Annotated in this window: 20 protein-coding genes; 2 read left to right on the top strand and 18 right to left on the bottom strand. The window is 67.8% G+C overall.

Going from position 1 to position 24807, the window contains the following annotated elements:
* Nucleotides 1-122: 122 nt before the first annotated feature.
* Nucleotides 123-1139, top strand: a complete 1017-nt coding sequence (locus ACZ1A1_RS02240; RefSeq protein WP_463618585.1) for a helix-turn-helix domain-containing protein — start codon at nucleotides 123-125, stop codon at nucleotides 1137-1139.
* Nucleotides 1140-1148: 9 nt separating this feature from the next.
* Here ACZ1A1_RS02240 and ACZ1A1_RS02235 read toward each other — a convergent pair whose 3' ends face one another.
* The 18 genes from ACZ1A1_RS02235 to ACZ1A1_RS02150 form a co-directional block, all read right to left on the bottom strand.
* Nucleotides 1149-2342, bottom strand: a complete 1194-nt coding sequence (locus tag ACZ1A1_RS02235) for a glycoside hydrolase family 6 protein (protein WP_463618584.1) — start codon at nucleotides 2340-2342, stop codon at nucleotides 1149-1151.
* A 44-nt stretch (nucleotides 2343-2386) separates the two neighbouring features.
* Nucleotides 2387-4525, bottom strand: a complete 2139-nt coding sequence (locus tag ACZ1A1_RS02230) for a cellulose synthase (RefSeq protein ID WP_463618582.1) — start codon at nucleotides 4523-4525, stop codon at nucleotides 2387-2389.
* Nucleotides 4526-4682: 157 nt separating this feature from the next.
* Complete coding sequence (locus tag ACZ1A1_RS02225) at nucleotides 4683-7040, bottom strand: cellulose biosynthesis cyclic di-GMP-binding regulatory protein BcsB (RefSeq protein ID WP_463618947.1); 2358 nt, start codon at nucleotides 7038-7040, stop codon at nucleotides 4683-4685.
* Entirely contained in the window at nucleotides 7040-9208 is a 2169-nt protein-coding gene (gene bcsA / locus ACZ1A1_RS02220; protein ID WP_463618581.1) for a UDP-forming cellulose synthase catalytic subunit, read from the bottom strand. The genes ACZ1A1_RS02225 and bcsA overlap by 1 nt, the downstream gene beginning before the upstream one ends.
* A gap of 85 nt (nucleotides 9209-9293) precedes the next feature.
* A complete protein-coding gene (gene bcsN, locus ACZ1A1_RS02215; protein WP_463618580.1) occupies nucleotides 9294-10247 on the bottom strand; it encodes a cellulose biosynthesis protein BcsN in 954 nt (317 codons plus the stop codon).
* 49 nt (nucleotides 10248-10296) lie between these two features.
* Nucleotides 10297-10899 (bottom strand): TetR/AcrR family transcriptional regulator, encoded by a 603-nt coding sequence (locus tag ACZ1A1_RS02210; protein ID WP_463618579.1) that lies wholly within the window; start codon nucleotides 10897-10899, stop codon nucleotides 10297-10299.
* Between the two features lie 67 nt (nucleotides 10900-10966).
* Nucleotides 10967-12514, bottom strand: a complete 1548-nt coding sequence (locus ACZ1A1_RS02205; protein ID WP_463618578.1) for an AMP-binding protein — start codon at nucleotides 12512-12514, stop codon at nucleotides 10967-10969.
* Between the two features lie 17 nt (nucleotides 12515-12531).
* Nucleotides 12532-13704, bottom strand: a complete 1173-nt coding sequence (locus tag ACZ1A1_RS02200; RefSeq protein ID WP_463618577.1) for an acyl-CoA dehydrogenase family protein — start codon at nucleotides 13702-13704, stop codon at nucleotides 12532-12534.
* 16 nt (nucleotides 13705-13720) lie between these two features.
* Nucleotides 13721-14944: a dihydrolipoamide acetyltransferase family protein gene (locus ACZ1A1_RS02195; RefSeq protein ID WP_463618576.1), complete on the bottom strand. Its 1224-nt coding sequence runs from the start codon at nucleotides 14942-14944 to the stop codon at nucleotides 13721-13723.
* Between the two features lies 1 nt (nucleotide 14945).
* Nucleotides 14946-15740, bottom strand: coding sequence for an enoyl-CoA hydratase/isomerase family protein (locus ACZ1A1_RS02190; RefSeq protein WP_463618575.1), 795 nt, complete (start codon nucleotides 15738-15740; stop codon nucleotides 14946-14948).
* A 13-nt stretch (nucleotides 15741-15753) separates the two neighbouring features.
* Nucleotides 15754-16728 (bottom strand): alpha-ketoacid dehydrogenase subunit beta, encoded by a 975-nt coding sequence (locus ACZ1A1_RS02185; RefSeq protein ID WP_463618574.1) that lies wholly within the window; start codon nucleotides 16726-16728, stop codon nucleotides 15754-15756.
* A complete protein-coding gene (locus ACZ1A1_RS02180; protein WP_463618573.1) occupies nucleotides 16721-17713 on the bottom strand; it encodes a thiamine pyrophosphate-dependent dehydrogenase E1 component subunit alpha in 993 nt (330 codons plus the stop codon). The genes ACZ1A1_RS02185 and ACZ1A1_RS02180 overlap by 8 nt, the downstream gene beginning before the upstream one ends.
* Nucleotides 17714-17758: 45 nt before the next feature.
* Nucleotides 17759-18472 carry an ABC transporter ATP-binding protein gene (locus ACZ1A1_RS02175; RefSeq protein ID WP_463618572.1) on the bottom strand — a complete coding sequence of 238 codons (714 nt, stop codon included), beginning with the start codon at nucleotides 18470-18472 and terminating at the stop codon, nucleotides 17759-17761.
* On the bottom strand, nucleotides 18469-19224 hold the full coding sequence (locus tag ACZ1A1_RS02170; protein WP_463618571.1) for an ABC transporter ATP-binding protein: 756 nt from the start codon (nucleotides 19222-19224) through the stop codon (nucleotides 18469-18471). Before ACZ1A1_RS02170 ends, ACZ1A1_RS02175 begins: the two co-directional genes overlap by 4 nt.
* Complete coding sequence (locus ACZ1A1_RS02165; RefSeq protein WP_463618570.1) at nucleotides 19211-20224, bottom strand: branched-chain amino acid ABC transporter permease; 1014 nt, start codon at nucleotides 20222-20224, stop codon at nucleotides 19211-19213. Before ACZ1A1_RS02165 ends, ACZ1A1_RS02170 begins: the two co-directional genes overlap by 14 nt.
* Nucleotides 20221-21129: a branched-chain amino acid ABC transporter permease gene (locus ACZ1A1_RS02160; protein WP_313191962.1), complete on the bottom strand. Its 909-nt coding sequence runs from the start codon at nucleotides 21127-21129 to the stop codon at nucleotides 20221-20223. The genes ACZ1A1_RS02165 and ACZ1A1_RS02160 overlap by 4 nt, the downstream gene beginning before the upstream one ends.
* Before the next feature lie 60 nt (nucleotides 21130-21189).
* A complete protein-coding gene (locus ACZ1A1_RS02155) occupies nucleotides 21190-22449 on the bottom strand; it encodes an ABC transporter substrate-binding protein (RefSeq protein ID WP_463618569.1) in 1260 nt (419 codons plus the stop codon).
* Nucleotides 22450-22511: 62 nt separating this feature from the next.
* Nucleotides 22512-23297 carry an SDR family NAD(P)-dependent oxidoreductase gene (locus ACZ1A1_RS02150; RefSeq protein ID WP_463618568.1) on the bottom strand — a complete coding sequence of 262 codons (786 nt, stop codon included), beginning with the start codon at nucleotides 23295-23297 and terminating at the stop codon, nucleotides 22512-22514.
* 121 nt (nucleotides 23298-23418) lie between these two features.
* Between ACZ1A1_RS02150 and ACZ1A1_RS02145 the strand changes: the two genes are divergently transcribed.
* On the top strand, nucleotides 23419-24771 hold the full coding sequence (locus ACZ1A1_RS02145) for an MmgE/PrpD family protein (protein WP_463618567.1): 1353 nt from the start codon (nucleotides 23419-23421) through the stop codon (nucleotides 24769-24771).
* Nucleotides 24772-24807: the final 36 nt, after the last annotated feature.

Below are 24807 nucleotides of genomic sequence, written 5' to 3'. Positions count from 1 at the left end.
CCGCGCCGGCCTCTCCCATCGGCCTGCGCGACACGGGCCACAATGGCAGGCTTGACTCGGCAATTCTTGCGGACGACAACAGTGGTAAATTTCTTAAGTCATTTTGTGTTGGGAGGCGCGACGTGAACAGACATGCGGTGATTTCGCCGGCCGATTGCCGGCCCTCGGTCTTCCGCCAGCCGGACTCCGTCATGTATGCAGACAACTGCAAGGAATTGCAGGCCGCCGCCCGGCGCGGCGAGGTCGAGCTTCATGCCTGGACGCGCGGCAGCTATCCCGGCACCTCGCTCGGCGAGCGCCTGCCGGGCATTCGCACCGTCGGCTTCTGGGATGCGCGCCACGGCCAGTCCTGGGGGCTCGGCCGGCATTGCAACGAAGGCTTCAAGATCGCCTATCTCGCCCGCGGCAGCCTCGACCTCGTCGTGGACGAGCGGACCTATGCGCTCAAGCAGGGCCAGTTCATCGTCATCCGCCCCTGGCAGCTCCACTCCATCGGCAATCCGAATGTCGGGCCGAGCCGGCTCTTGTGGATCATCCTCGATGCGGGCCTGCGCCGGCCGAGCGAAACGCCCGACTGGCCGGACTGGCTCGTCTTCTCCAGGGACGAGGCGGCGCGGCTCGGCGATATCCTGACGCAGAACAACCAGCCGGTCTGGGACGGCGGCGCCGAGCTCTGCCGCGCCTTCGAGGCCATACCCTCCATCCTGCTCGACCGCAGCCCGGAGGACGGCGAGACGCGCCTCAAGGTGGCGATCAACGCCATGATGCTGAGCCTGATCGACCGGATGGGCGAGCAGGCGCCGACGCTCGATCCCGATCTTTCGACCTCGCAGCACACCGTCGCGATCTTCCTGCGGCGGCTTGCCCATGCGCTGGAGGAGGACTGGTCGCTGGAAGGCATGGCCGAGGAATGCGGGCTCTCGCGCACCCGCTTTTCCGACTATTGCAAGAAGCTCACCAACATGGCGCCGCGCCAGTATCTCCAGCACCTGCGGCTGGAGCACGCCTCGCGCCTGCTGCAGGAGCCGCGCAACACCAGCGTCACCGAGATCGCGCTGAGCTGCGGCTTCAATTCGAGCCAGTATTTCTCCAACGCCTTCAAGAAGCGCTACGGCCACTCCCCAAGCAGCTACAGGTAGGGAAGCCGTTCACTTGCCCGCGTCGAAAGGCGGATTGGCGAAGCGGATGAGCTCGCGTGCCTGCTCGGGGAACCAGCCGCCGGCCGCCGGCGCCACGATCCCGCGGGCGGGATCGGCCGGTCCGGATGTGCCGCGATGGCAGGGGCCGTCCGATTCGCCGGGGACCTTTATCCAAAGGAAGCCGTCGATATAGGGATTGCCCGTCTTAAGCGTCGGACGCCGGCCGAGGCCGCGTTCCGGCGGGTTGCACCACGCTTCGGCATCCTCGTATTTGCCGTCGGGCGCTTTCCATGAACCCGCGCCGTTGCGGCTGGTGTCGATGATCGCATGTTTCTGCCCGGCCGGGTCGCGCGTCAGCCCGGCTTCCGCGAAGGCACGGTCATAGGCTTCGTCCGTTTCCGCCCAGGTCGTCACGTCGTCGAAGGTCGCGGGGTGGAACTGGCTAGGGCAGTTTTTTGCTTCAAGGCTACCTGCCGTGACGAGGGCGAGGCAGTCGCTCAGCCATGCCGCGAACCTCGTGACCCGCTCGTCGCTCTCGAAATTCGAGACGTTGAGGAAGAACCCGTCCGCCCTGCCGATATCCGCCCTGATCAGGCGGTCGGCGGCGTCGCCCGGCGAAAGCCAGTTGCTGCCGGTGCCGTCGAGATAGACCCGGGTGCCCGGCAAGGCCTTGAGGATCTCCACCGCTCGGCTCAACTGCGCGAAGCGCTCCGCCGCCGCATAGGCGGGGTCGGCCTTTTCCGGCTGGCAGGGCTCCAGGTCACCGGCGACGTTCCTGTTGAACGGGATGACGCCGAGGCCGTCCGGCTCAAGGATCACGATCGCCTTGCGGCTGCCGATCCCCGCGCCGAAGGCCTTGATCCACTGGATGTAGTCGGCCGTGTTCTTCGCGCCGCCCGCGGAATAGAGCGCGCAGTCCCGGTGAGGGATGTTGTAGGCGACGAGAACCGGGATCGCCTGTTCGGCGGAAGCGCGCTTCACGATATCGGCGACAGCCGCCTTCGTTTCCTTTTGGGAGCCCTCCATGAACCAGGTCGCGGAGGGAATGCCCGAAAGGGCGAGAGCATCCGCCTTCGCCTGCCCTTCCAGCGTCCCGGCCGCAACGCGCGCGCCGCTCCTGTCGTTGACAAAGAGTTTTTCCGCGTCCTGCGAAAAGGCCGCGGAAACTCCCGCCGTGACAACGCAAGCCGCCGCAAACACCATTGCCGCAATCCTTCTCCATCGCGAACTGGCGCCGCCAACCGGACTCATTGACGCCGGTCTCGCTCGTCGCGCATTTCGGCCAGCGCGCGGATGGCGTCCTGCCGGCCGGTCTCGCCGAGGGCCTCGAAGAGGCGGAGGGCATCGGCACGCAGGCCGAGATTCTTGTAGGCATAGGCGCGCAGCACCATCAGGTCCGCCGGCTCGGCCACGATCTGCTTGCGCTGGTCGAGGAACACGATGGTTTCGCGATAGCGCGCCGCGCGGAAGCTGCTGACGGCCCGGTCGGAGAGGATCGCGGCCTGCAGCTCGGCGCCGCGGCGGCCATCGAGCTTCGCCCTGGTGGCGGCGACGGCAGCATCGCTCGTCAGGCCCGCGCGAAGATAGGCAAGGCTCTGGCCATAGGCCGCGTCGCCGCGCACCTGCCCGTCGCCCGCCAGCGCGGCCTCGAAGGCCTGCGCCGCCTCCAGCGGCCGGTTGATCTCCATCAGGCACCAGCCGAGCGAGAGCGCGCCGGCCGGCGGCAGGCTGGCCGGATCGCCCGCAGTGCGGCAATTGGCAACGCCCGCCACGCGGCGCGGGGTGCGCTTTACACGTTGCGGCCGCAGGGCGACTTCCTCCACCGGCTGCGCGCGTTCCTCGGCGATGCGGTCCGAAACCACCTTACGCTCGACCGGCACGGCCTTCCGCCCGCCTCTGCGGACCACCTCGTCGTCGGCATTCCGTTCGCCAAGGCGCGCGATGCGCTCGGACCGGGCGCCCCAGGCCTGCCTGACGGCTTCGAGGCCCGCACGATCCTCAAGCCGCAGCCGGGCGACGCCGAGGCCATAGGCGGCGGGCTCGTAATCCGCCTTCCATTGCAGCACCTGCGCGAACCATTCCTCCGCCGTTTTCGGCTGGTTCATGGCGAGCGCATACCAGCCGAACTGCTCGCCCGTCTCGGGGTGCTTTTGCTCGATGGCGACGGCCGCGATACGGCCAAGGACTTTGCCGTCCAGCTTCGGCGGCGGATCGAGCGCCAGGAGATTGGCGGTGGCGGCGAGATAGGTCTCCATCGCCTGATCGGAGGTCGTCCGCCAGGGATACATCGCCTCCTCTGCCTCCGCCGGCATCTTGCGGGCGAGGAGGATGAGGGCGAGCCCCTGCGAGGCGGAGGCGGAATCCTCGATGGCGCGCGCCTTGCGGAAGAAGGGTTCCGCCACGGCATTCTCGTCGCGGCGCAGGTGATACCAGCCGAGCAGCAGGGCGTCCGAGGCAAGCCCCTGATCCGTCGAGAGCTTCTCCACGATCTTCAGATAGGCCGGCGCCACGGCGATCTTCGGGTCTTCGGCGCCCTCGCCCACGAAGCGGCGGGCGAGATCTGGCCGCAGCGTATCGAATTCCATGGCTCCGTCGGCGCCCTTGCGCTCGCGGGCAAGCAGGTCCTGCATGTCGCTGTAGCCGAGCACGGTGGAGGCCTTCTGCACCGTGGCAAGCCGGACGGCCGCGTCCGCGCAATTGTCGAGCATGTAGCCATAGGCATCCCGCGCCCGCTGCGGCCGGTCGGTCCTGGCGAAGGCATCCGCGACGCGCCAGAGCACGTCGGCATCGCTGCAGGTGAGAAGGCTCGGGGTCTCGGCGCCGAGGCGCACCACCTCCTCGCTGTTGCCGGCATTCGAGGCGGCAACGAGCGCGGCGCGCTTTTCCGCGACGTCCAGCCGGTCGACGAGATCGGCCGGCGGAACCCATTGCGGGTCTTCCTTCTGCCGCCTGGCGATGGCGGCCCGGACGTCGGCATAACGGGAGCGGCTGTAGAGCGCCCACATCTCCTCAAGCTGCTTGTCCTCGTTCACCGGCACGGCGAGCGGGTTTTCCGGCGGGATCCAGGTGGGGTAGAGCGTGCGAAGGCGCGCGATTTCGGCATTGAGGCGGGCGGTATCGCCCCGCGCGGCAAAATAGCGAAGCGCGCTTTCGTCGACGGCAGGCTTGTCTGCCGCGGCGTCCGAGGTGCCGGCCGGCTGCGGGGTCTGGCCGTCCTGCCCGGCCTGCGCGACTTCCATGCGGGACTGCTTGCCGGGCTGGAGCATTCCCGTGCCGCCGGCACTGGGCAAACCCTTGGCCGCGTCGCCCGACACGCCGAAGGAGAGGCCGGCGACGCTGGCAGCCCCGGCAGAGACGAGGACGAGCGCCATAAGGATCGACTTCATCCCGATTTTCCTTCGGTACGCGTTCGACATCAGGCTCCGGCTTGGACCGCGACGACACCATGCGCCTTGAACGCAGGAATACGGACCCGTATCCCCCAAGATGAGCCAACCACCTGCGATAAAACCGCGATATGGTTAACCACGGGTAAACGAGAGGTCATGAACCGCGGCCGAAACGATGGAGCAGGGCCGATGTGGCGATGCCGAGCAGGATGGACAGGCCGCAGAACGCCACCGCATAGGCGAGGATGTTCAGGGACAGCCAGTTCGCCGCGACAAGGCGCATGTTGGAGAATGTCCAAGGCTGCGTGGCGACGAAACGGGCGCGGTTGACCGGCCGGACGTCGAGCGGCAGCTTCCCGTCCTTGCTCGCAAGGCTCGCATAGCCGCCGAGCTGCTGCCAGCGCGCCTCCTGCGCCAGGCCATCCATGCCGGCCCGCAGGGCATCTCCCGTCGGCGCCGCAAGCACCGTCCATGCGCCGGTCTCTTCCGGGCTGTCGCCCTGTGCGACGAGGAAGCCCGCGCGGGCATCGGGGAGGATTTCCTGTTCGGGACCCGGCAGGAGACGAAGCGAGGACAGGGAGATGTCGAAGGTCCTGTGCAGCCACTCCTCGAAGGCGGTGATCTGTCCGCGCCAGGAGCCGGTCCGCACGCGCGACTGCCATTCGCTGAACGCATCCTGCGTCGCGCGCTGCTGCCCGCCGCCGGCCGCCGCGCCCCAGGACGATGCGCTCTCGCCGGCAATGTGCGTCTGGGCGAGCACGAGCGGGGGAAGCTGCGAAATGGTGCCGACGAGGATCGCGTTGCGCTCCCCGATGGCGAGCGCCGAGGCTTCCGGCCGGATCTGCAGCGCCCGGCCGCTCGCGACCGCCACCTTGCCGAGGAAGGTCGCGCCCGCCGAAAGCGTATCGCTGTCGAGCCGGTCGAGATAGAGCGCGATCGGATCGGTCAGGCCGTTATAGGGAAAGCCGGTGCCGGAAAGCGCATCGAGGTTCGGAAGCTGTGCCATGCGGGCGAAACGCGGCATGCGCAGCTCGGACGTGTCGAACAGCGCGAAGCGCGGCTCCGGCAGGGCGCTGGCCCCCGGCGCGCAGACCGCATCCGCCTGCGTCCGCAGGATCGTCTCGATATCGATGCGGTTGGGGCCGGGGCGGAAGTGGCGCATGGTCACGCGGATCGGCAGGTGCCGGAATATCCCGCCGTCCCGGTTGGTGATCGGCACGGTGGAGGCGATATTGCCGTTGACATAGATGTCGATATGGCTGCCCGGCAGCACTTCGGAGGAATAGGCGGCATCGAGCATCAGCGTCGCTTCGCCATAGGCGTCGGCATAGAAGTCCGACGGTATGCCGATGTCGAAGCCGGTGCGGAAACGCCGGCCGCTGAATTCGCTGGTGGGAACGCCGAGCGAGGAGAAGGTCAGCGCCGCCTCGCCCATGACGAGGGGCATTTCCGCGGCATTGCGCTGGCGCACGCTGAGCGCCTCGCGCGTGACGCCAAGCGGCCGGTCGACGGGCGAGACGACGCCCTCCACCGCACCCTCGATCGAAGGCCAGCTCGGTCCGCTCAGGACGAAGACCTTCCGCCCGCCGGGCGCATCGACGAAGGTCGCGAGCGCCGCGGTCTGCGCCGAAGCCGGCAGGGCGGGCAGCAGCGGCGAGAGGTCGCCGGCCGTGCCGACGAGCACCGTCAGCTCGCCCGCCTCGGCCTTTTCGGGCAGGGCGTTGACGATCTCGAAGGTCTGGTTCGGCATCTTCGCCATCAGCGCCAGCCCCTGGCTGAGGCGCATCAGGGCGTTCGTGGCGGCGGGCTGGCCCATCTCCGGCACGACCATGCGGAACTTCGTCCGGCCCGTCGGCCCGAGGCCCACGGCGGCGATGTCGTCGGTCGTCAGCAGGGCGCCGCCCTTTTCCGCCGGCAGGGTCAGGAACGTGCGCGCGGGATCGATGGCCGTCCACAGGTCATAGGTCGACTGGATCGTGCAGTCGGTGCGGTGACGCTGCGCGACGCTGAAGGTCACGCGGTTGCCGCCCGGCCGCAGCAGGCCGGGCGGCAGCGGGAGGCGCATGTCCGTCGTGCCCTCGGGCGACTGGACCGGCATCTCCTTCACCGGCACGTCATTGATGACGACCGTGAATTTCGAGGCTTCCGGCGCGACCACCACCGCGCTGGAATATCCGATGCTGATGGCATCCGCGCCGGCGGCCTGCTCCTTGGTCAGGAAGACCGGGAAGGAGCGGCTTGCCACCTCCCCTTCCAGAAGCAGGGTCTCCGCCGGAATGATGTAGCGCCGCGCGGCAGGGTCGGCCGTTGCGGCCTTCTTCTCCGGTTCGCTGGTCTGCGTCACCGGCGTCTCGGTGGCCGGCTTCTCCTCTTCTACCGCGGCGGGCTTTTCGACGGCGGGGCCGCGCTCGCCGGACATGTCGAAGGGGGTCGCCTGCTCCTGCGCGAAGACCGTGGAAGCCGAAAGGACGAGGGCAAAGCCGAAGGAAGCGGCGGTCGTGCGATAAGGCATCACGATGCCGCCTCCTTCCTGCTGCCCGTGAAGTTGCGCATGAGATAGATCAGGCCGCGGCTGGTCTGGTAGAGCGCGATGCCGAGGAACCAGAGCGATCCGCGCACGAGGCCGGGATTGTAGCGGCGCGAGACCTGGAAATCGCTCCACTGGTTCGAGTTGGCGAAGATCAGGTCGGCGACGAGCGAGTGGTGCCTTGCCTCCTCCGGCATGAAGCGGCAGCCGACGGCGACGACGCTGCCGAGGTTCTCCGTGTTGCGGATGTCGATGGGGAGCGTTTCCTGCTGCTCGCTTCCATAGGGCGTGAAGCGGAGCGCCGCGTGGGCGCCGGGAGCCAGTTCCCCCTCCAGTCCGAAGACCTGCATGCGCGCGCCGTTGGCCGAGACGTTCTCCAGCGTCCCTGGATATTCCCGTCCGTCGTAGGAGAAGACGCAGCGGCGGTTGATGGCCACGCGGCGGCTCGCCGCCCGCTCGCTGCGCTCGGAGACGACGCCGAGCGCGCACCCGGCGATGACGAGGTTGAGCAGGTTCCAGCCGCCGACGACGAAGGTCACGTCCGCCTTGTAGGGCTCCGAATAGAAGCGGTAGACACTCATCAGGAAGGCGACGAAGAGCACGGCGAAGATCACGAAGAACGGCCGGCTGATCTCCGACAGCCGCGCCACCTTGATCGACTCGTCCTTCGCCGTGACCTTGAATGTCGGCCTGGTCGGGTTGAGCATCACGGAAACGACGGCCGGCAGGAGATGCACGCTCTGCACATATTCGTAGAGCTCGGATATCCACGGCCAGCGGAACGAGCCGTAGAGATAGTTCTGCATCATCAGGTTCACGAGCATGTAGGCCAGCGTATAGCCGAGGAACTCGCCGCCGGAGGCGGTGAATATCTCCAGGTCGAAGAAGAGATAGAAGAGCGGCGCGAAGAGGAAGATCGTGCGTGGGAACGGGAACAGCCAGAACAGCGTCGAGGACATGTAGCAGAGGCGCTGCGGCACCGAGAGCCCGCTCTTGAAGAGCGGGAAGCGGAAGCGCAGGATCTGCATCATGCCCTGCGCCCAGCGGCTGCGCTGGCCGATGAAGCTGGCGAAGGTGGCGGGCTGCAGGCCGGCGATCAACGGCTTGTCGACATAGACGCTGTTCCAGCCCCGCGAATGGAGCGCCAGCGCCGTCTCGCAGTCCTCGGTGATCGACAGGCCGCTGAAACCGCCCGCCTCGTTGAGCGCCGTGCGTCGCAGCACCGCCGCCGAGCCGCAGAAGAAGGCGGCATTCCACTTGTCGAGGCCGCGCTGGATGATGCCGTAGAACATCTCGTTCTCGCTCGGCATCGTCTCGAAGGTGCGCAGGTTCCGCTCCAGGGGGTCGGGATTCAGGAAGAAGTGCGGGGTCTGGACGAGGAAGAGCTTGGGATCGTCGCCGAAATAGCCGACCGTTTCGCGCAGGAAATCGCGCGCCGGGGCATGGTCCGCGTCGAAGACGGCGATGAGCTCGCCGGTCGAATGCTGCATGCCGTTGTTGAGGTTGCCGGCCTTCGCATGCTCGTTGCGGGCGCGGGTGAGATAGTTGACACCGAGATCCTGGCAGAGCGCCTGCAACTCGCGGTGCCGGGCCTGCGCGCTCTGGCCCTCGACGACCGCCGTGGCATTGCGCTTCTGCTCCGTGCCGCCGTCGTCGAGCAGCCATACCGTGAAGCGGTCGGCGGGATAGTCCATCGCCTTGGCGGCGGCGAGCGTGTTGGCAAGGAGCGCGGCATCCTCGTTGTAGCTGGGCACGAAGACGTCGACGGAGGGCAGCCTGCCCTCCCCGGCCGTGCGGCTCTTGCGCGGCGGCAGCGGCATCGCGACGACGAAGAGGCTGAGCGCCAGCATCATCACGCTGTACATTTCCGCAAGATAGAGCAGGAAGCCGGGAATGAAGTTCTCGAGCTGGTTCAGCGGCGGCAGGGTGCTCGTCGTGCGCCAGTAGACATAGCGCAGCACCACGGCGGTGCCGAAGGCGAGCGCGATGAGCCGCCAGATGCCCTCGGCGCGCAGCACCTTGATCACCGCCATGAACGTGACCACGGCAATGCTGGCGATGAGCTGCGTCTGCAGATTGGTGGGTAGGGTAATCACGAGGATCACGAGCGCGGACACGAGTGCCCACAGCATGATCGTACCGGTATATTTCATGCACCGTCCTTCGCCGTCATAGCGTGTACGGGAAAGACCTTATCCACCATATCCTTAAGGAAAAATTAGGCGCGAGTGCCTTGCGTTACCTGCAGGTCGCCGAACCCGCCGCGCCGGTCACGCAGACGGGCGACGGAACAACGACGGCCTCGCCTTCCGACGCCGCCGTCCCACCCGCCGGAGAGGGAACGATCACGGCATTGTCGGTATCGGCAGCCTCGACCTTGCGAATGGGCCTGCTCTCCTCGGCTTGGCGGGTCGCCGGCACGCGCTGCTGCGTGCGGGCCGCGACCGGCACCTTGCGCTCCTCGAAGGGAACACGCAGCGGCTCCCCGCCGCCGACCTGGCTATCGACGGACGCGGGCGTGCCGTAGGGATTCCATGTCGCGCCGGAAAAGCCGCCGACGATGGTGTAGCCGTACATCATCTCGACCAGATCCTTCTCCGAAGCCCCCGCCTGGCAGACGCGCAGGCGGATCTGGATCATGCCGAGGTCGCGCATCCTGTCGCGGTCGGCAACGTCCGAGCGGATCTGCTGCCAGCCATAGAGGCACCCGTCGTCGCCCGCGCCGCGACCGTAGGCATAGCCGAACGGCCCGTAGCCGTTGCGCACGAAGTTGCTGGAGATCGGAAGGCTGCGGCCGGGAAAATGGGTGCGTATCTCTGCCCGGATCGCGGAATGCTGGATGGGCTTGAAGGCGAGCGTGCCGCCGGGCATCGCGACCGTCTGGGCCGGGCCGAAGGCCTGGATGCTCAGGAAGTTCTGCCCGGATGTCGCCGCGGATGTCGACAGCGCCACCTGCTGCTCGACGGCATTGGTATATTGCCGCTGGACGACGCTGACGATGGAGCTGGTGCCCGGAGCGGGCAGGACCAGTGCGCTCGAGGCAGGAACGATCGCCGACATCGTGGCGACGCCCACGCCGGGACGCGCCGCGCATCCCGCCACGGCCATCGCCGTGACCGCCGCCAGCAGTGCGGCCCTGCCAAGGAGCGGTCCGCTGCGACGTGAAAAACGAATCTTCGCCGAATCTTCCATGACAAAGTCATAGTTCGCCTGCCGGGAAATAGGAATCCCCCGATATGCCCTAGGCGTCCGTCGGCGGATCCGGCGCCACGTTTTCCAGCAGGCTGCGCCCGATCAGGAGCCGGTAGGTCTCCCCGGCGGCATCGCGGATCGCGTGCTTTTCGGAAACCTCGCCGGCAAAGTGAATCTGCATGGCCGCATAGGCGCGCATGCCGAGGATCTGGTAGATCAGGCATTCCACATGCCGCGGGGCAAGCCGGTGCATGCGGTTCTCGTCCATCGCGCGGTGGAACGTGCGCTTGTAGCCGTTGACGATATTGTCCATATGCGCGCGATGCGCGCCGGGGGCGAAGATCTCGGCTTCGTAGAGAACCCGGTAGAAGCCCTCGTTCTCGATCACATAGTTCAGGAACGCCTCGAAGCGGACGAATTCGCGCTGCATGCCCGGCGGCGCATTGCGGGCGATCTCCTCGATCTGGTCGCGCATGCGCAGGCCCTCATAGGGCAGCAGCTCGTCGAACAGCGCCTGGCGATCCTCGAAATAATTGTAGAAGGTGCCGTGGGCGACACCGGCGAGGTCCGCGATCTTGGCGATCGAGGCCGCGGCATAGCCCTCGGCCGCCACCACCGCGCATCCGGCGTTGAGGAGGCTGTCGCGCGTCACCCGCGCTTTTTCCTCCCGGCTCATGCGCCGTCGCTGGGGCTTGCGGACCGATACCGGAGAATTGGCTTCAGGCACTCTGGTTCACCCTTTCCTGCGCGACCAGGGAGCCGGCGGCATCAAGCTCGCGCAGGGTACGCTTGAGCACCTTGCCCGACGGATTGCGCGGCAGCTGCGCGAGGACGACCATGTCCTTGGGGCATTTGAAACCCGCCAGACGCGCGCGGCAATGATCAAGCAATTGCTGATAGGTCATCGTCTGCCCTTCCGCAAGCACGATGGCGGCGACCGCAACCTCGCCCCAGCGCGGATGCAGGCGGGCATAGACGGCGGCCTCCTTGACGGCCGGATGCTCGTAGATCACCCGCTCGACCTCGGAGGAAGCGATGTTCTCGCCGCCCGAGATGATCATGTCCTTCTGGCGGTCGGTGATGAACAGGAAGCCGTCCGCATCGAGATAGCCGACATCGCCGGAGCGCAGGAAGCCATCGGAAAAGAACACCTCCGCGGTCTTCTGCGGATCGCGCCAGTACCCCTTCATCACCTTGGGGCCGCGCATGCAGATCTCGCCCTCCTCGCCCAAGGGAAGGCACGCGCCGGCCTCGTCGCGGATCTCGATCTCGACGAAGCGGAGCGACCGCCCGACGGAGCCGATCTTGTCGAATTCCCGTCCCGGCTCCATCAGCGTATCGCCCGAGACGGTCTCGGTCATGCCATAGGCATCGATATAGCGGGCCTTCGGGAAACGGTCGAAGAAGGCGCGAATGCGCGATTCCGGCGTGCGCTCGCCGCCGGCGATGCACCAGCGCAGCGAGGACACGTCGGGCAGCCCCTCGGCGGGCAGGTTCAGGATGTCGTTCGCCATGACCGGGGCAAGCCAGATGCCGTCGATCCTCTCGCGCTCGATCGCCTCGAGCACGGCGCGCGGCTCGTAGTCGCGCAGCAGCACCAGGGTGCCGCCCGCCAGATGCACGCCGAGGCCGGGAAGGTCGCAGCCGCCGACATGGTAGAGCGGGCCGACGACCAGAAGCCGCGTTTCTTCGTTGAGGCCCAGCGAGAGGGTATGGTCGAAGCACTTCCAGTAGAAATTGTCGTAGCTGTGCACCACGCCCTTCGGCCGCGAGGTCGTGCCGGACGTGTACATCAGCCGGAAGATATCGTCGCGTCCGCGCGGCATCGCGGCGAAGCGCTGCCGTCCCTGCGTGGCATCGAGAAGCGCCGCCCCGATATCCATCTGGCCGGCGGCGTCGAGGACGATCAGCGGCAGGCCGGCGCCCGCGGCCTGTGCCTCGAACATGTCGTCGGCGACGATCGTGACCGCCCCGGCATGGTTCGCGATATATTCCACCTCGTCCGCGGAAAGACGGAAGTTCAGCGGCAGGATCACCGAGCCGAGATGGCTGATCGCATAGACGAGCTCGATGAAGGCCGGGCTGTTCTTCATCATCAGCGCGACGATGCTGCCCTCGCCCACGCCACGCGCCGCAAGGGCGGCGGCGAGATGCTGCACACGCGCCTCCAGCGCCTGCCAGTCGAGGCGCAGGTCCCCGTAGACCAGCGCCTCGCCGGCCGGCCTCCGGCCGGCATTGACCGCCAGGCAGCGGGACAGATTGAACATCGGCTTCCTCCTTCGCCTCAGTACGATCTTGGCAGACCGAGATTCACTGTCGAGATGTAATTGAGGATCATTTCCTCGGAAACCGGAGCGAAACGGAAGAGGCGGGCATCGCGCCACAACCGCTCGGCGTGGAATTCCTTGGAATATCCCATGCCGCCCATCACCTGCATCGACTGCTCCGCCGCCGCCGAGGCGGCCTGCGAGGCGATCAGCTTGGCGGCGTTGCTCTCCGAACCGAACGGCAGGTTCCGGTCGAAATTGGAGGCGGCCTTGAGGTTGAGGAGGCGCGCGGCCTCCAGCTCGGCCCATTGCTGGGCGAGCGGGAACTGCAGGCCCTGGTAGCTGCCGATCGGCCGCCCGTTGAAGACCTTGCGCTCGCGGGCGTAATCCACCGCCAGCTTCAGGGCGAGCGCGCCGGTGCCGACGAGCCCCGACGTCGTGACGATGCGCTCGCAGTTGAGGATATCGAGAAGCTCCGGCCAGCCGCCGTCGACGGTGCCGATCACCTCGTCGTGCGAGGCGAAGACGCGGTCGAGATAGACGATCGAGGAAGGCAGCGTGTTGGTGCCGAGCTTGTCGATCTCGGTATGGCTGACGCCGGCCCGGTCCGTATCGATCATGAACAGGCTGATGCCGTGGGTCTTCTTCACGCCCTCCTGCGGCTGCGTGGTGCGGGCCACGACCAGCATCTTCCTAGAGGCGGCGACCCCGGTGATCCAGATCTTCTGGCCGGAGATCGACCAGCCGCCGTCCACCGGCTCCGCCCGCGTCTTCATGCCGAGGGAATTGGTGCCGGCGTCGGGCTCGGTGAGGGCCATGCTGAAGGTGACGCTGCCGTCGCAAAGGCCGGGGAGCAGATCGCGCTTCATCGCCTCGCTGCCGTAAAGCGCAAGCGACACCCCGCCGAAGACCGGGTTCAGCATGAACATTTGGGAAAGCGTGGAGCCCGCCCCGCCCTTGCAGAGCTCCTCGATGCACAGCGCCAGGTCGACCAGCCCGAGGCCGAGGCCGCCATAGGCCTCGGGAACCATCATGCCGGCGATGCCCGCCTCGCAGATCGCCTGCCAGACCTCGTGCGGATATTCCTTCGCCCCGTCCTTCTCGCGCCAGTAGTCGAGTCCGAAGCGCTCGCCGATCTGGCGGGCGGTCTCCATCATCATCTTCTGTTCTTCGGTAATGTCGAAGTTCATCTGCTATTCCTCAATATCAATGGCCGGCGCGGACGGGCGGGCGCAGGAGCGCCAGCGGTTCTTCGAGCAGGCGGGCGAGCGTGGCGAGAAAACGGGCCGCATCCGCGCCGTCGATCAGGCGATGGTCGGCAGCAAGCGTAAGCACGATCTCCTGCACCAGTGCCGGCCGATCCTCGGCATCGGGCCGGAAAAGGCGCTGCTCGGCCCCGACGCCGAGGATCATCGCCTGCGGCGGGCTGATAATCGGGGTCAGCGTATCGGCCCCGAACATCCCGACATTGGAGATCGAGATCGCCCCGCCCGAGACATCCGCGGAGGTCAGCGTGCCCGTCCGGGCGCGGGCGAAGAGGCCCGCGCAGGTCTCGGCGAGATCGTCGAGCGGCAGGCCGTCCACCCGGTCGGCCACCGGAATGCGCAGGCCCTGCGGCGTCTCTGTGACGATGCCGACGCCGATGCTGTCGAGCGCGAGGATGCCGTCGGGAAGCCAGAGGCGGTTGAGGCCCGGATGGGCGGCAAGCGCTAGCCCCGCGGCCTTGACCAGGAGATGGGTGACCGACAGCTTCACACGTCCGGTGGCCTCCGTGTTGAGGTCGGCGCGCAGGCGGTTCAGCGCGCGGGTATCGACATGCCGCGTCAGGTAGAAATGCGGAATGTCGCGCTTGGCCGCCTGAACCCGGCGGGCCGTGGCGGCGCGGACGGGGTCCGGCTGGATCAGCCCGGCGACGGCAGGCACGGGGGTGGGCTCGGCCCGCTTCGCCGCCTCGACATCCGCCGCCTTGATCCGGCCATGCGGCCCCGAACCGGCCACCGCCGAAAGATCGACGCCGTCCCGCCGGGCGATCCGCCGCGCCAGCGGCGTCGCGACGACGCGCAGCACGTCCGCCTTCATCACCCGCCCGCCGCGGCCCGTCCCCGTCACGCTGTCGCGGGCGATGCCGTGCTCGGCCATGAGCTTGCGGGCCGAAGGGGCATCCGCTCCAGCGGGCGCGGGCGACTGCCCTGCCGTTCCGCCCGCCAGGCGGGCGATGGGCAGCCCGACCGAAACGACGGAACCCTCGGGGAAGAGGATTTCCTCCAGAACGCCGTCAACGGAGGCCTCGACCTCGTTGGTGACCTTTTCCGTCTCGACCTCGAAGAGCAGCTCTCCGGCCTTCACCGTCTCGCCGGGCTTGCGATGCCAGGCGGTGATCAGGCCTTCGGTCATCGTCAGCCCGAATTTGGGCATCACGATCTCGGACATCTCATTCCCCCCGGAAATCGGCCGGCCGCTTCCCGATGAAGGCCGCGCAGCCCTCATGCGCGTCGCGGCTGTCGAGGACGAGGCCGATCATCGCCTGCTCGTGGCGCAGGGCCGCCGAAAGCGGCATGTCCGCCCCGTCGATCAGCGTGCGCTTCAGCAGCTTCAGGATCAGCGGGGACTTGGCGGCGAGCTTTCCGGCCATGGCGCGCGCCTCGTCCATCAGGCTGTCATACGGCACGACCCGGTTGGCAAGGCCGATCCGCACCGCCTCGTCGGGCGCGATCATCTCGCCGAGATACATGAGCTCGCGCGCCCGGCAGGCAGGCACCTGCCGCAGGATGCGCTGCGTGCCGCCCGCGCCGGGAAAGAGGCCGAGATTGATCTCCGGCAGGCCGAGCTTGGCCTTGTCGGACAGGAGCCTGAGGTCGAAGGTCAGCAGCAGTTCCGTTCCGCCGCCGAGCGCGAAGCCGTTGATCGCGCCGATGGTCGGCTTGTCCAGCATCTCGATACGGCGCAGCGTGCGGTGGATCGCCTCGGCGAATTCGTTGTAGTGCGCCAGCGCGCCGCGCGAGCCGAGATCGGCGATATCGCCCCCGGCCACGAAGGCGCGCCCCGCGCCGGTGAAGATCACGGCGCGGACGGCCGTGTCGCCCTCGATCCGGTCGAGGATCGCATCGAGCTCGGCAAGAACGCCCATGTCCAGCGCGTTCAGCTTCTCGGGACGGTCGAAGGTGACGACCGCCACCGCGTCCTCGATCTCCAGGCGCACGCAGGCGGCTTTCGGTTCGGTGCTCATCGCGGCGCTCCTCTCAGGCCATCAGGCGGCGCAGCGCCGCAAGGATCTTGGTTTCGTTCACCCGCCACTCGCCTTCCAGCGCGGGGCTGAAGGGCACGGGCGAGAAGGGCGCCGCGACCCGCAGGATCGGCGCATCCAGCTCGTCGAAGCCGATATCGGCCATGCGCGCGGCGATCTCGGCACCGACCCCGAAGGCCTCGACCGCCTCATGGACGATGAGGAGACGGTGCGTTGCGCAAAGGCTCGCCAGAACCGCCGCCTCGTCCCAGGGCTGGACGGAGCGCAGGTCGATAACCTCGACGGAGATTCCCTCGGACGCCGCCGCTTCCGCCGCCTTCAGCGCGGTCCAGAGCGTCGAACCGTAGGTGACGAGGGTGACGTCGCTGCCCTCCCGGCGCACCACGGCCTCGCCGATCCGCGCCGGCGCGGACGTCTCGGGCAGGTCGCCCTTCAGGGCGTAGAGCGCCTTGTTCTCCACCACGATCACCGGGTCCGGATCGTCGATGGCGGCGCGCAGAAGGCTGTAGGCGTCCTCGACCGTGGCGGGCACCACGACCTTCAGGCCGGGAATATGCGCAAGCCACGCCTCCAGGCATTGCGAATGCTGCGGCCCGGCCGAAAGCCCCCCGCCATGCGGCGTACGCAGCACCATGGGCACGGAGCCCTGGCCGCCGAACATGTAGCGCGCCTTGGCCGCCTGGTTCACCAGCATGTCCATCGACAGCGTGATGAAATCCATGAACATGATTTCGGCGACCGGGCGCATGCCCGAAAGCGCCGCCCCGACGGCGATGCCCGTGATCGCCGCCTCGGCGATGGGGGCGTCATAGACCCGGGCCGGGCCGAATTCCTCCAGCAGCCCCCGCGTCGCCTTGAACGAGCCGCCGGCCGCGGCGACGTCCTCGCCGATCAGGATGACGGAGGGGTCGGCGGCCATCGCGTCCTGCAGCGCGCGGGTGACGGCCTTGACGTAGCGGCTCTCAGCCATGACGGGCCTCCCCTTGCGTATAGACATCGGCAAGCAGGGTGGCGGCATCCGGCAGCGGCGCGGCGAGCGCGGCGTCGAGCGCGGCGGCATTGGCGGCCTTCACCCCGGCATCGGCGGCTTCCACCCAGTCGGCGGGAACGCCGAATTCGGCAAGGCGCCGCCGGGCGATCGCGATCGGATCGCGCGCCGACATCTCCTCGGCCTCGCCCTGCGGGCGATAGTCCTGCTTGTCCCCCTCGTAGTGGCCGCGCACGCGGGTGGTGCGGCATTCGAGGATATGGGGGATGCATTCGGCGCGCATGCGGCCGATGGCGTCACGCGCCGCCGCGTGCATCGCCAGCACGTCGTTGCCGTCGGCCTCGGCGTAGGCGATGCCGAAGGCGCCGGCGAGATCCTTCAGCGTCACGGCGAGCTGGCGCTCCGTCGGGCTGAACTCGGACCAGCCGTTGTTCTCGCAGCAGAAGAGGACCGGCAGCGACCAGAGCCTGGCGATGTTCAGGCATTCGTGCACCAGCCCTTCGGCAAGCGCCCCGTCGCCGAAATAGACGACCGCGATCTCGCCTTTGCCGCGCGCCTTCAGCGCAAGGGCCGAGCCCGTGGTGATCGGCAGGCCCGCGCCGACGATACCGTTGGCGCCGAGCATGCCCAGCCGCAGGTCGGCCACATGCATCGACCCGCCCCGCCCGCCGCAGATGCCGGTGGCGCGGCCGAGGATTTCCGCGAAGAAGCCGGCAAGATCGACGCCCTTGGCGAGCGTGTGGCCATGGCCGCGGTGGTTCGAGGACACCGTATCGCCCGGCGTCAGGAATTCGGAAACGGCCGAGGCGACCGCCTCCTGCCCGATGGAAAGATGCAGGAAGCCCGGCACCTTGCCGTCGACGAAGAGCTGCTGCAGCGTCTTTTCCGCCTCGCGGATGATCATGGCGCGGCGGTAGATGCTTTTCAGCGCTTCCGCCGGGTTGTTGGGGGCGGTCTTGCGGCTCACGGCGCAGCCCTTCTCTTATTAATGGTTCCGGTCATGGTTCTTCCGTCAGATGGCCAGGTATCGGCCGGTGATGTCCTTGTCCGCCTTCAGCGCCTCGATGGTGCCGCGATAGACGATCTGGCCCTTGTCGATGACCACGGCATCCTCCGAGATGCCGAGGCAGAAATGCATGTTCTGCTCGGCCACCACGATGGTCACCCCGGTGCCGCGCAGGCGGCGGATCAGCCGGCCGATCTCCTGAACGATGATCGGCGCGAGCCCCTCGGACGGCTCGTCGAGGAGGATCAGCTCGGGATTGCCCACGAGGCATCGCGCCATGGAAAGAAGCTGCTGCTCCCCGCCCGACATCAGGCCGGCGGCGCGCCCGCGCATCCGCGCGAGAATGGGGAACGCGTCGTAGATGTTGTCCATCGTCCAGTCGCTCTTGCCGCCGGGCCCGGGTTTGGCGGCGATGCGCAGGTTGTCGTCGACGGAATGGCGGGGAAAGACCTGCCGGTCCTCCGGCACGAGGCCGATGCCGCGGCGGGCGATCGCGTGTGGCACCTGCCCGTCGATGCGGCTTCCCGCATAGCGGATCTCGCCGGAGCGGATCGGGGCGACGCCCATGATGGCCTTCATCGTCGTGGACTTGCCGGCGCCGTTGCGGCCGAGAAGGGCGAGCGTGCGGCCCCTGCGCACTTCCAGTCCCATGTCGAACAGGATATGCGAGGCGCCGTAGAAGACGTTGACCCCCTCGAGGTCGAGAACGACGTCGCTCATGCCGGCTCCTCCTCGGTTTCGCGGCCGAGATAGGCCTCGATCACCTCGGGATGGCCGCGGATCTCGTCCGGCGCGCCGGAGGCGAGCACCGCGCCGTAGCGCAGCACATGGATGACCTCCGCCGTGCGGAACACCAGCTCGATATCGTGCTCGATGAAGATCAGCGTCATGTTGGCGCTCTTCCACAGGCGCTGGACGGTCGCCATCATCTGCCAGCGCTCCTCCGGGCCCATGCCGGCGGCCGGCTCGTCGAGCAGCAGGACCTTTGGCTCCAGCGCGAGCGCAAGGCCGACATCCAGCAGCTTCTGGTCGCCATGGGAGATCTCGCTCGACAGCCGGTCCGCCACGCCCTCCATGCCGAGAAGGTGCAGCAGCTCCTCCGTGCGGCCGGCGACGTCGCGGCGGGGAAAGGCGCTCGCCAGCCCGAAGGCGGCGCGGCGATGAGCGGTGACGGCGGCGGCAAGCGACTCGCGAACCGTCATGGACGGGAAGATGCTGGCGATCTGGAACGCCCGGCCGATCCCCTTGCGCACGATGGCCGCGGGCCTGAGGCCGGTGATGTCCTGCCCCTCCAGCCGGATCTTTCCACTGGTCGGCACGAGATGGCCGGTGATCTGGTTGAACAGCGTAGTCTTGCCCGCACCGTTCGGCCCGATGATGGCCGAGAGCGAGCCGGCCGGGAAGGTCAGCGACACGTCGTCCGTCGCCGTCAACCCGCCGAACCGCTTCACGAGATGCTCAAGGCGCAGCATGGCGTTGCTCCTTCGTGGAGGGGGACTTGCGGCGCGCCTTGCGCCAGTCGGTCAGCCAGTCGAGGATGCCGCGCTTGAGGACGAGCACGACGAAGAGGATCGCAAGGCCCTTCGCCAGCTCGGTATGCGTGGTGTAGAGCAGCGTCACGTCGTTGATGACGCGCATGGCCACCACGCCCACCAGCGGCCCCCAGAAGCTGTGCAGCCCGCCGAGCATGATCATGAAGATCGCCTCGCCCGAGACCGACCAGCCCGCCCATTCGGGATAGGCCGCGGAGGTGAAGACGGCAAGGACGACGCCGCCGAGGGAGGCGATCGACCCGGCGGCGGTGAAGGCCAGGACCTTGACCGCATAGGTGTTTACGCCGAGGAACGCCGCCCGGCGCTCGTTGCCGCGCACCATGCGCAGGCTTGCGCCGAAGGAGGAGAGCGTGATCAGCCGCACCGCCAGCACGCCCGCGACGAAGAGGAAGGCCGAGAAGGCATAGCGATCGCGCGCCTGCACCAGGTCGAGCCCGAGGAAGGCCGGGCGCGGAATGCCGCCCGTCAGCCCCTGGTCGCCGCCGGTATATTGCACGAGGCCCTGGATGATCGAGACGAAGAGCATCTGGAAGGCGAGCGTCAGGAAGGCGAAGTAGATTTCCGACAGCCGCGCGCAGATCGAGCCGACGAGAAGCGCGAAGAGTCCGGTCCCGCAGACGGCGAGCAGCGTGGCGAGCGGCACCGACCATGCGCCGCAGGCGGCGACGAAGGCCGGGGTCTGCAGGACCATGCCGAAGATGTAGCCACCGCTGGCGTAATAGGCCGCATGGCCGAAGGAGATGAGGCCGGTATAGCCGATCAGGAGATGCAGCGACATGACGAGGAGGCCAGCGGCGAAGAGCCCCGTCAGCGTGTCGAGCAGCCAGGTGCCGGGGCTGGCGGCCCCGACGAGGACGAAGCCGCAAAGGGCGGCGAGCGCCAGTAGCCCCGCATGGGCGAAGGGATGCATCCGGCTCATCGCAGCGCCTTCTCCCCGAGGAGGCCCTGCGGGCGGAAGACCAGGATCGCGACCATCATGATGAACATCGCGCCGTCGACGAAGAGCGGAAAGCCGAGGCTGCCGAAGGAACGCGTCACGCCCAGCATGACGGCGGCGAGCAGCGCGCCCGGGATCGACCCCATGCCGCCGATGACGGTGACGATGAAGCTGTCGATCAGGATCGAGAGGCCCATGCCAGGCGTCATGGAGCGCACGGGCGCGGCCAGCGCACCGGCCATGCCCGCCAGGGCGCAGCCGAGGCCGAAGAGCGCGGCGAAATAGACCGGCACGCGGATGCCCAGCACCGAGACCATGGTGGCGTTCTGCGCGGCCGCCCGCACGATCTTGCCGAAGCGGCTATAGCGGATCAGCAGCAGGCAGGCGACGGCCACCGCCAGCGAGGTCGCGACGAGGAAGACGTAGAAGGGCGGCACCACGCCGCCGGCGAAGCGGTAGGGCGGCACGCGGAATTCGGCCGGGATGCCCATGGCGAGATATTCCGCGCCCCAGATCATCTTCACCGCATCGTCCGCGACGAGCACGAAGGCATAGCAGACGAGGAGCTGCATCAGCAGGTTTTCCCTGTAGACCCTGCTGATCGCCAGACGCTCGAAGAGAACGCCGATCACCGCGGCGGAAAGCGCCCCCGCCAGCACCGCGAGATAATAACTGCCGGTCGCGCCATAGGCCGACCAAGCCGTGTAGGCGCCGATCATGTAGAAGGCGCCATGGGCGAAGTTCACCACATGCAGCACGCCGAAGATCAGCGTCACGCCCGACGCGACGAGAAACAGCAGCATCCCGATGATGACGCCGGTGGAGGCCTGCGTGACCAGGCAGGAGGTCGCGCTGAAACAGTTCAGCAATGCGTCGAGATCGAGCATCGGCGGCGGCTTTCCTTTGGGGTGGGGCCGCGCGGCGAGGGCGCCGCGCGGCTGGGAGGATCAGATGAAGCCCTTGCGCTTCTTCCACTCCGTCTCGTGCTCGAGGATCACGTCCCAGGCCGTCGGCTGGAAATCGGTGAGATACGGCGCCTCGGAGATCGTCTTGCCGTAGCCGAGCGCGTAGTCGACCAGCGTGTTGTCGCTCTCGCGCATGGTGACGGTGCCGTTGACGCCGTGCGGGCTGTCGATGGTGCGGCCCTTCGTGGCCTCCGCCAGCTTGTCGCGGTCGGTGCCGCCGCCCGTGGCCTTCAGCGCCTCGATCACGAAGCGGGCGCCGGTATAGGCCTGCCAGCCCCAATTCGTCGGCAGCTTACCGGACTTGCGGAACTCGGCGTTCCAGGTCTCGTTCGCCTCGCTGTCGGGAATGTCCTTGTGGTAGCGGTTGCCGGAATGGATGCCGGCCGGCAGGTTCTTGATCGCCTCCAGCACCGGCGCGTCGCCCATGTTGACGGCCACCGTCTGGAACTGGTCGAAAAGGCCGTAGAGGCTCGCCTGGTCGAAGAACGCCACCAGGTCGCCGCCCCACAGGCAGGTATAGAGCGCCTCGGGCGCGAGGTTCAGCACGTTGGTGATGTTCTCGGTGTAGTCGGGCTGGAACACCTTGGGCCAGGTCTCGCCGACGAGCTTCACGTCCGGCGCGAAGATCGTCAGGAACTCCATGAACTCCGCCGTCGTGTCGCGGCCATAGGCGTAGTCGGGCGAACAGGTCGCCCAGCGCTTCACGCCCGCCTTCGCCAGCTCCGAGGCGTAAAGCCCGCCCGCGATGGCATCATGGATGCCCTGACGGCCCGAGCGGAAGATCCAGTGCGCGGTGTTCGCGGGATCGGCGGTCAGCGAGGAGGTTTCCGAGATGGAGTGCACGCAGTAGGTCCCCGCGTCGCGCACCACCTCGTGCACGGCGAAGGCGCCGCCCGAGGCCTCGGCATCGAGAATGATCTGGCAGCCGTCGTTGCTGATCAGCTCGCGGGTGATGCGGGCGGCCTCGTCCGGCTTGCCCTTGGTGTCGCGGATGACGAGCTCGATCATGCGGCCGTCGATGCCGCCGGCGGCATTGACGGCATCCACCGCCATCTTCGCGCCGACCGAGGCGGTTTCGCCGAGGATGGCGACGCGGCCGGACAGGATGGTGGGAACTCCCACCTTGATGGCCGCGCCCTGCGCCCGCAGGATCGAGGGGCAGGCGAACGTCGCGGCGCCAAGGGCGCCCGCAGCCGACAGGAAGGCACGCCGGGACAGTCCGGCCCGATGGGATACGGTCATTCATTCCTCCATTTTTGAAAGCCGCCCTCTCCCCGGGCGGCCGCTCCGGCTATGGCCGGACGTCAGTATTCGCGGACACCGCCATAGGGCGCCCAGGAACCCACCTGGTAGAAGCCCGCATCCACCGCCATCGACACGCCGGTGACGGCCGAAGCGTCATCGGACAGCAGGAAGGCGGCGACCGTGCCGATTTCCGACGGCTCGACCATGCGGCCGAGCGTCGAATTCGCATTCATGAGCGCAACGTCGCGGTGGCCGAGATCGATCTGCGCCTGAAGCGCGGGCGTGCGGGTATAGCCCGGCTCGATGGCGTTCACGCGGATGCCGGCGCGGCCCCACTCCCCCGAAAGCCCTTCGACCAGATTGGTGACGGCCGCCTTGCCCGGCCCGTAGGCATGGAGCGGGGTGGAACGGCGCGCGGTGATCGAGCTCAGCGCCACGAGGCTGCCCGACCGGCGCGGGATCATGTGGCGCGCCAGCTCCCGCAGCGACAGGAAGGTGCCACGGAAATTGACCGCGTAGATGCGGTCGAACACCGCCATGTCCAGTTCGGCCGGCGGCTTCGGCGTCTGCACGATGCCCGCCGAGGTGATGCCGCCCGCAATCGGGCCCATGTCGCGCTCCACGGCGGCGATGGCGTCGACGACGCTCTGCTCCTCGGTGACGTCGAGATGGAAGGCCTTGCCGCCGATCCGTTCGGCGACGGCGCGGGCCTGATCCATGTTGAGATCCAGCACGGCGACCTTTGCCCCGCGCGCGGCGGCGATCTCCGCGCAGGCCGCGCCGATGCCGCTCGCTCCGCCCGTGACGGCGATGATCCGACCTGCAAGCTGCGCCTGCTGCGACATGGTTTCCTCCCTCGTGTCTGAGGCAACGTAACATAAATGAATTATGAGTCAATTATCATTTTGTTGACATCGACGACCATCCGGCCCTAGCCTTGAGGCAGGCTTTTCGGAGGAGGAAACCATGACGATCGCGGAGCAACTCGCGCATTTCACCTCGGCACTGACGCGCGAGACCATTCCGCAAGTGGTCTGGGACAAGGCCCATGCCTGCCTGCTGAACGGCTATGGAATCGCGATGGCGGGCCTTGCGACGCCCTATGAGCCCATCGCCCGCGCCGCCGCGCTCGCCATGTATGGCGGGCCGGGCGAGGCGACGCTCCTCGGCAGCGGCGGGACGGGAAGCGTGACCGGGGCGATCATGGCGAACGGCGCTCTTTTCCATGGCCGCGGGCAGGAGGACACCTGCGGCGCCGCGCATCTCGGCGCGGTGACGATCCCGTTGCTGATGGCGCTTGTCGAAAGCGGCCGCGCCAGCATGGCCGACCTGATCCCGGCGATGATCGCCGGCTACGAGGTGGGCGGCCTTTTCGAGGAGCTGCTGGCCGGCGACACCACCCCGAAAGGCTTCCGCGCCACCACGCTCTACGGGGTCGGCGCTGCGGCGGCCGCCGTCGCGCGGCTCTTCCGGATGGACGGCGAACGCACTTGCGCCGCCCTCGGTAACGCCGTCTCCTTCTCGGGCGGCCTTCTCCAGACCTTTGCAGAGGGAACGGACGAATGGCGCTATCAGGTGGGCGTGACCGCGCAGGCGGGCTGGACGGCGGCGGAGCTCGCCAGGGCCGGCTCGGTCAGCCTGCGCGAAGCCTATGAGGGCGCCAAGGGCCTTGCCCGCGCCTTCGCCGGCCGGCCGCTGGACATCGCGGATGCCGCCGCCAGGATCGGCCGCGACTGGCAGACCCTGCGCGTCGCCTTCAAGCCCTTCCCTGTCTGCGCCTTCAACCAGACCCCCGTGACCGCCACGCTGTCGCTGCGCGAGAAGCTGGCGGGGCGCGCCGTCGAGCGCGTCGTGGTGCGCATGAACCCCTATGAATGCGGCTATGCCGGCATGGACAGCAAGGGCCCCTTCTCGACCATCAGCGGCACGCTGATGAGCATCCCCTTCTGCATCGCCCAGACCCTTCTGCGCGGCGCGCCGTCCATGGCCATGATGACCGAGTATCACGACGCGGAAATCAACGCGCTCGTCGAGCGGGTGGACCTCGTCGCCGACGCGGGCGTGCCCACCCTCTGCTGCCGGATCGAGCTGAACCTTGCCAGAGGCGGGACGCTGACCGAGACCTGCGACATGACCCCAGCGGACTACGCCTGGAGCTTCGAAGACCTCAAGGAGCGTCTGGTGCGCACGGCCGGCCAGGAAGGCCTTCCCGCCGGTTGCATCGCCGAGCTTGCGGATTTCTGCACCGATCCGGAAGGCAGGGGCGTTCCGGCCCTGAACGCGGCCTTCGCCAGGGCAAGGCCGCTGATCCGCCGCTGAACGAAGGCCCGCGCCGGACGGCGCGGGCCTCCTCCA

The sequence above is a fragment of the Shinella sp. R2-11 genome, assembly GCF_055330205.1.
This window is presented reverse-complemented; position numbering and strand designations above follow the sequence as displayed.

Excerpts from the sequence above, each read along its gene's own strand:
- ACZ1A1_RS02235 (WP_463618584.1), bottom strand. The coding sequence starts at position 2,342 with ATGGTGTTTGCGGCGGCTTGCGTTGTCACGGCGGGAGTTTCCGCGGCC.
- ACZ1A1_RS02230 (WP_463618582.1), bottom strand. The coding sequence starts at position 4,525 with ATGAAGTCGATCCTTATGGCGCTCGTCCTCGTCTCTGCCGGGGCTGCC.
- ACZ1A1_RS02225 (WP_463618947.1), bottom strand. The coding sequence starts at position 7,040 with ATGCCTTATCGCACGACCGCCGCTTCCTTCGGCTTTGCCCTCGTCCTT.
- bcsA (WP_463618581.1), bottom strand. The coding sequence starts at position 9,208 with ATGAAATATACCGGTACGATCATGCTGTGGGCACTCGTGTCCGCGCTC.
- bcsN (WP_463618580.1), bottom strand. The coding sequence starts at position 10,247 with ATGGAAGATTCGGCGAAGATTCGTTTTTCACGTCGCAGCGGACCGCTC.
- ACZ1A1_RS02205 (WP_463618578.1), bottom strand. The coding sequence starts at position 12,514 with ATGTTCAATCTGTCCCGCTGCCTGGCGGTCAATGCCGGCCGGAGGCCG.
- ACZ1A1_RS02200 (WP_463618577.1), bottom strand. The coding sequence starts at position 13,704 with ATGAACTTCGACATTACCGAAGAACAGAAGATGATGATGGAGACCGCC.
- ACZ1A1_RS02195 (WP_463618576.1), bottom strand. The coding sequence starts at position 14,944 with ATGTCCGAGATCGTGATGCCCAAATTCGGGCTGACGATGACCGAAGGC.
- ACZ1A1_RS02190 (WP_463618575.1), bottom strand. The coding sequence starts at position 15,740 with ATGAGCACCGAACCGAAAGCCGCCTGCGTGCGCCTGGAGATCGAGGAC.
- ACZ1A1_RS02185 (WP_463618574.1), bottom strand. The coding sequence starts at position 16,728 with ATGGCTGAGAGCCGCTACGTCAAGGCCGTCACCCGCGCGCTGCAGGAC.
- ACZ1A1_RS02175 (WP_463618572.1), bottom strand. The coding sequence starts at position 18,472 with ATGAGCGACGTCGTTCTCGACCTCGAGGGGGTCAACGTCTTCTACGGC.
- ACZ1A1_RS02170 (WP_463618571.1), bottom strand. The coding sequence starts at position 19,224 with ATGCTGCGCCTTGAGCATCTCGTGAAGCGGTTCGGCGGGTTGACGGCG.
- ACZ1A1_RS02165 (WP_463618570.1), bottom strand. The coding sequence starts at position 20,224 with ATGAGCCGGATGCATCCCTTCGCCCATGCGGGGCTACTGGCGCTCGCC.
- ACZ1A1_RS02160 (WP_313191962.1), bottom strand. The coding sequence starts at position 21,129 with ATGCTCGATCTCGACGCATTGCTGAACTGTTTCAGCGCGACCTCCTGC.
- ACZ1A1_RS02155 (WP_463618569.1), bottom strand. The coding sequence starts at position 22,449 with ATGACCGTATCCCATCGGGCCGGACTGTCCCGGCGTGCCTTCCTGTCG.
- ACZ1A1_RS02150 (WP_463618568.1), bottom strand. The coding sequence starts at position 23,297 with ATGTCGCAGCAGGCGCAGCTTGCAGGTCGGATCATCGCCGTCACGGGC.
- ACZ1A1_RS02145 (WP_463618567.1), top strand. The coding sequence starts at position 23,419 with ATGACGATCGCGGAGCAACTCGCGCATTTCACCTCGGCACTGACGCGC.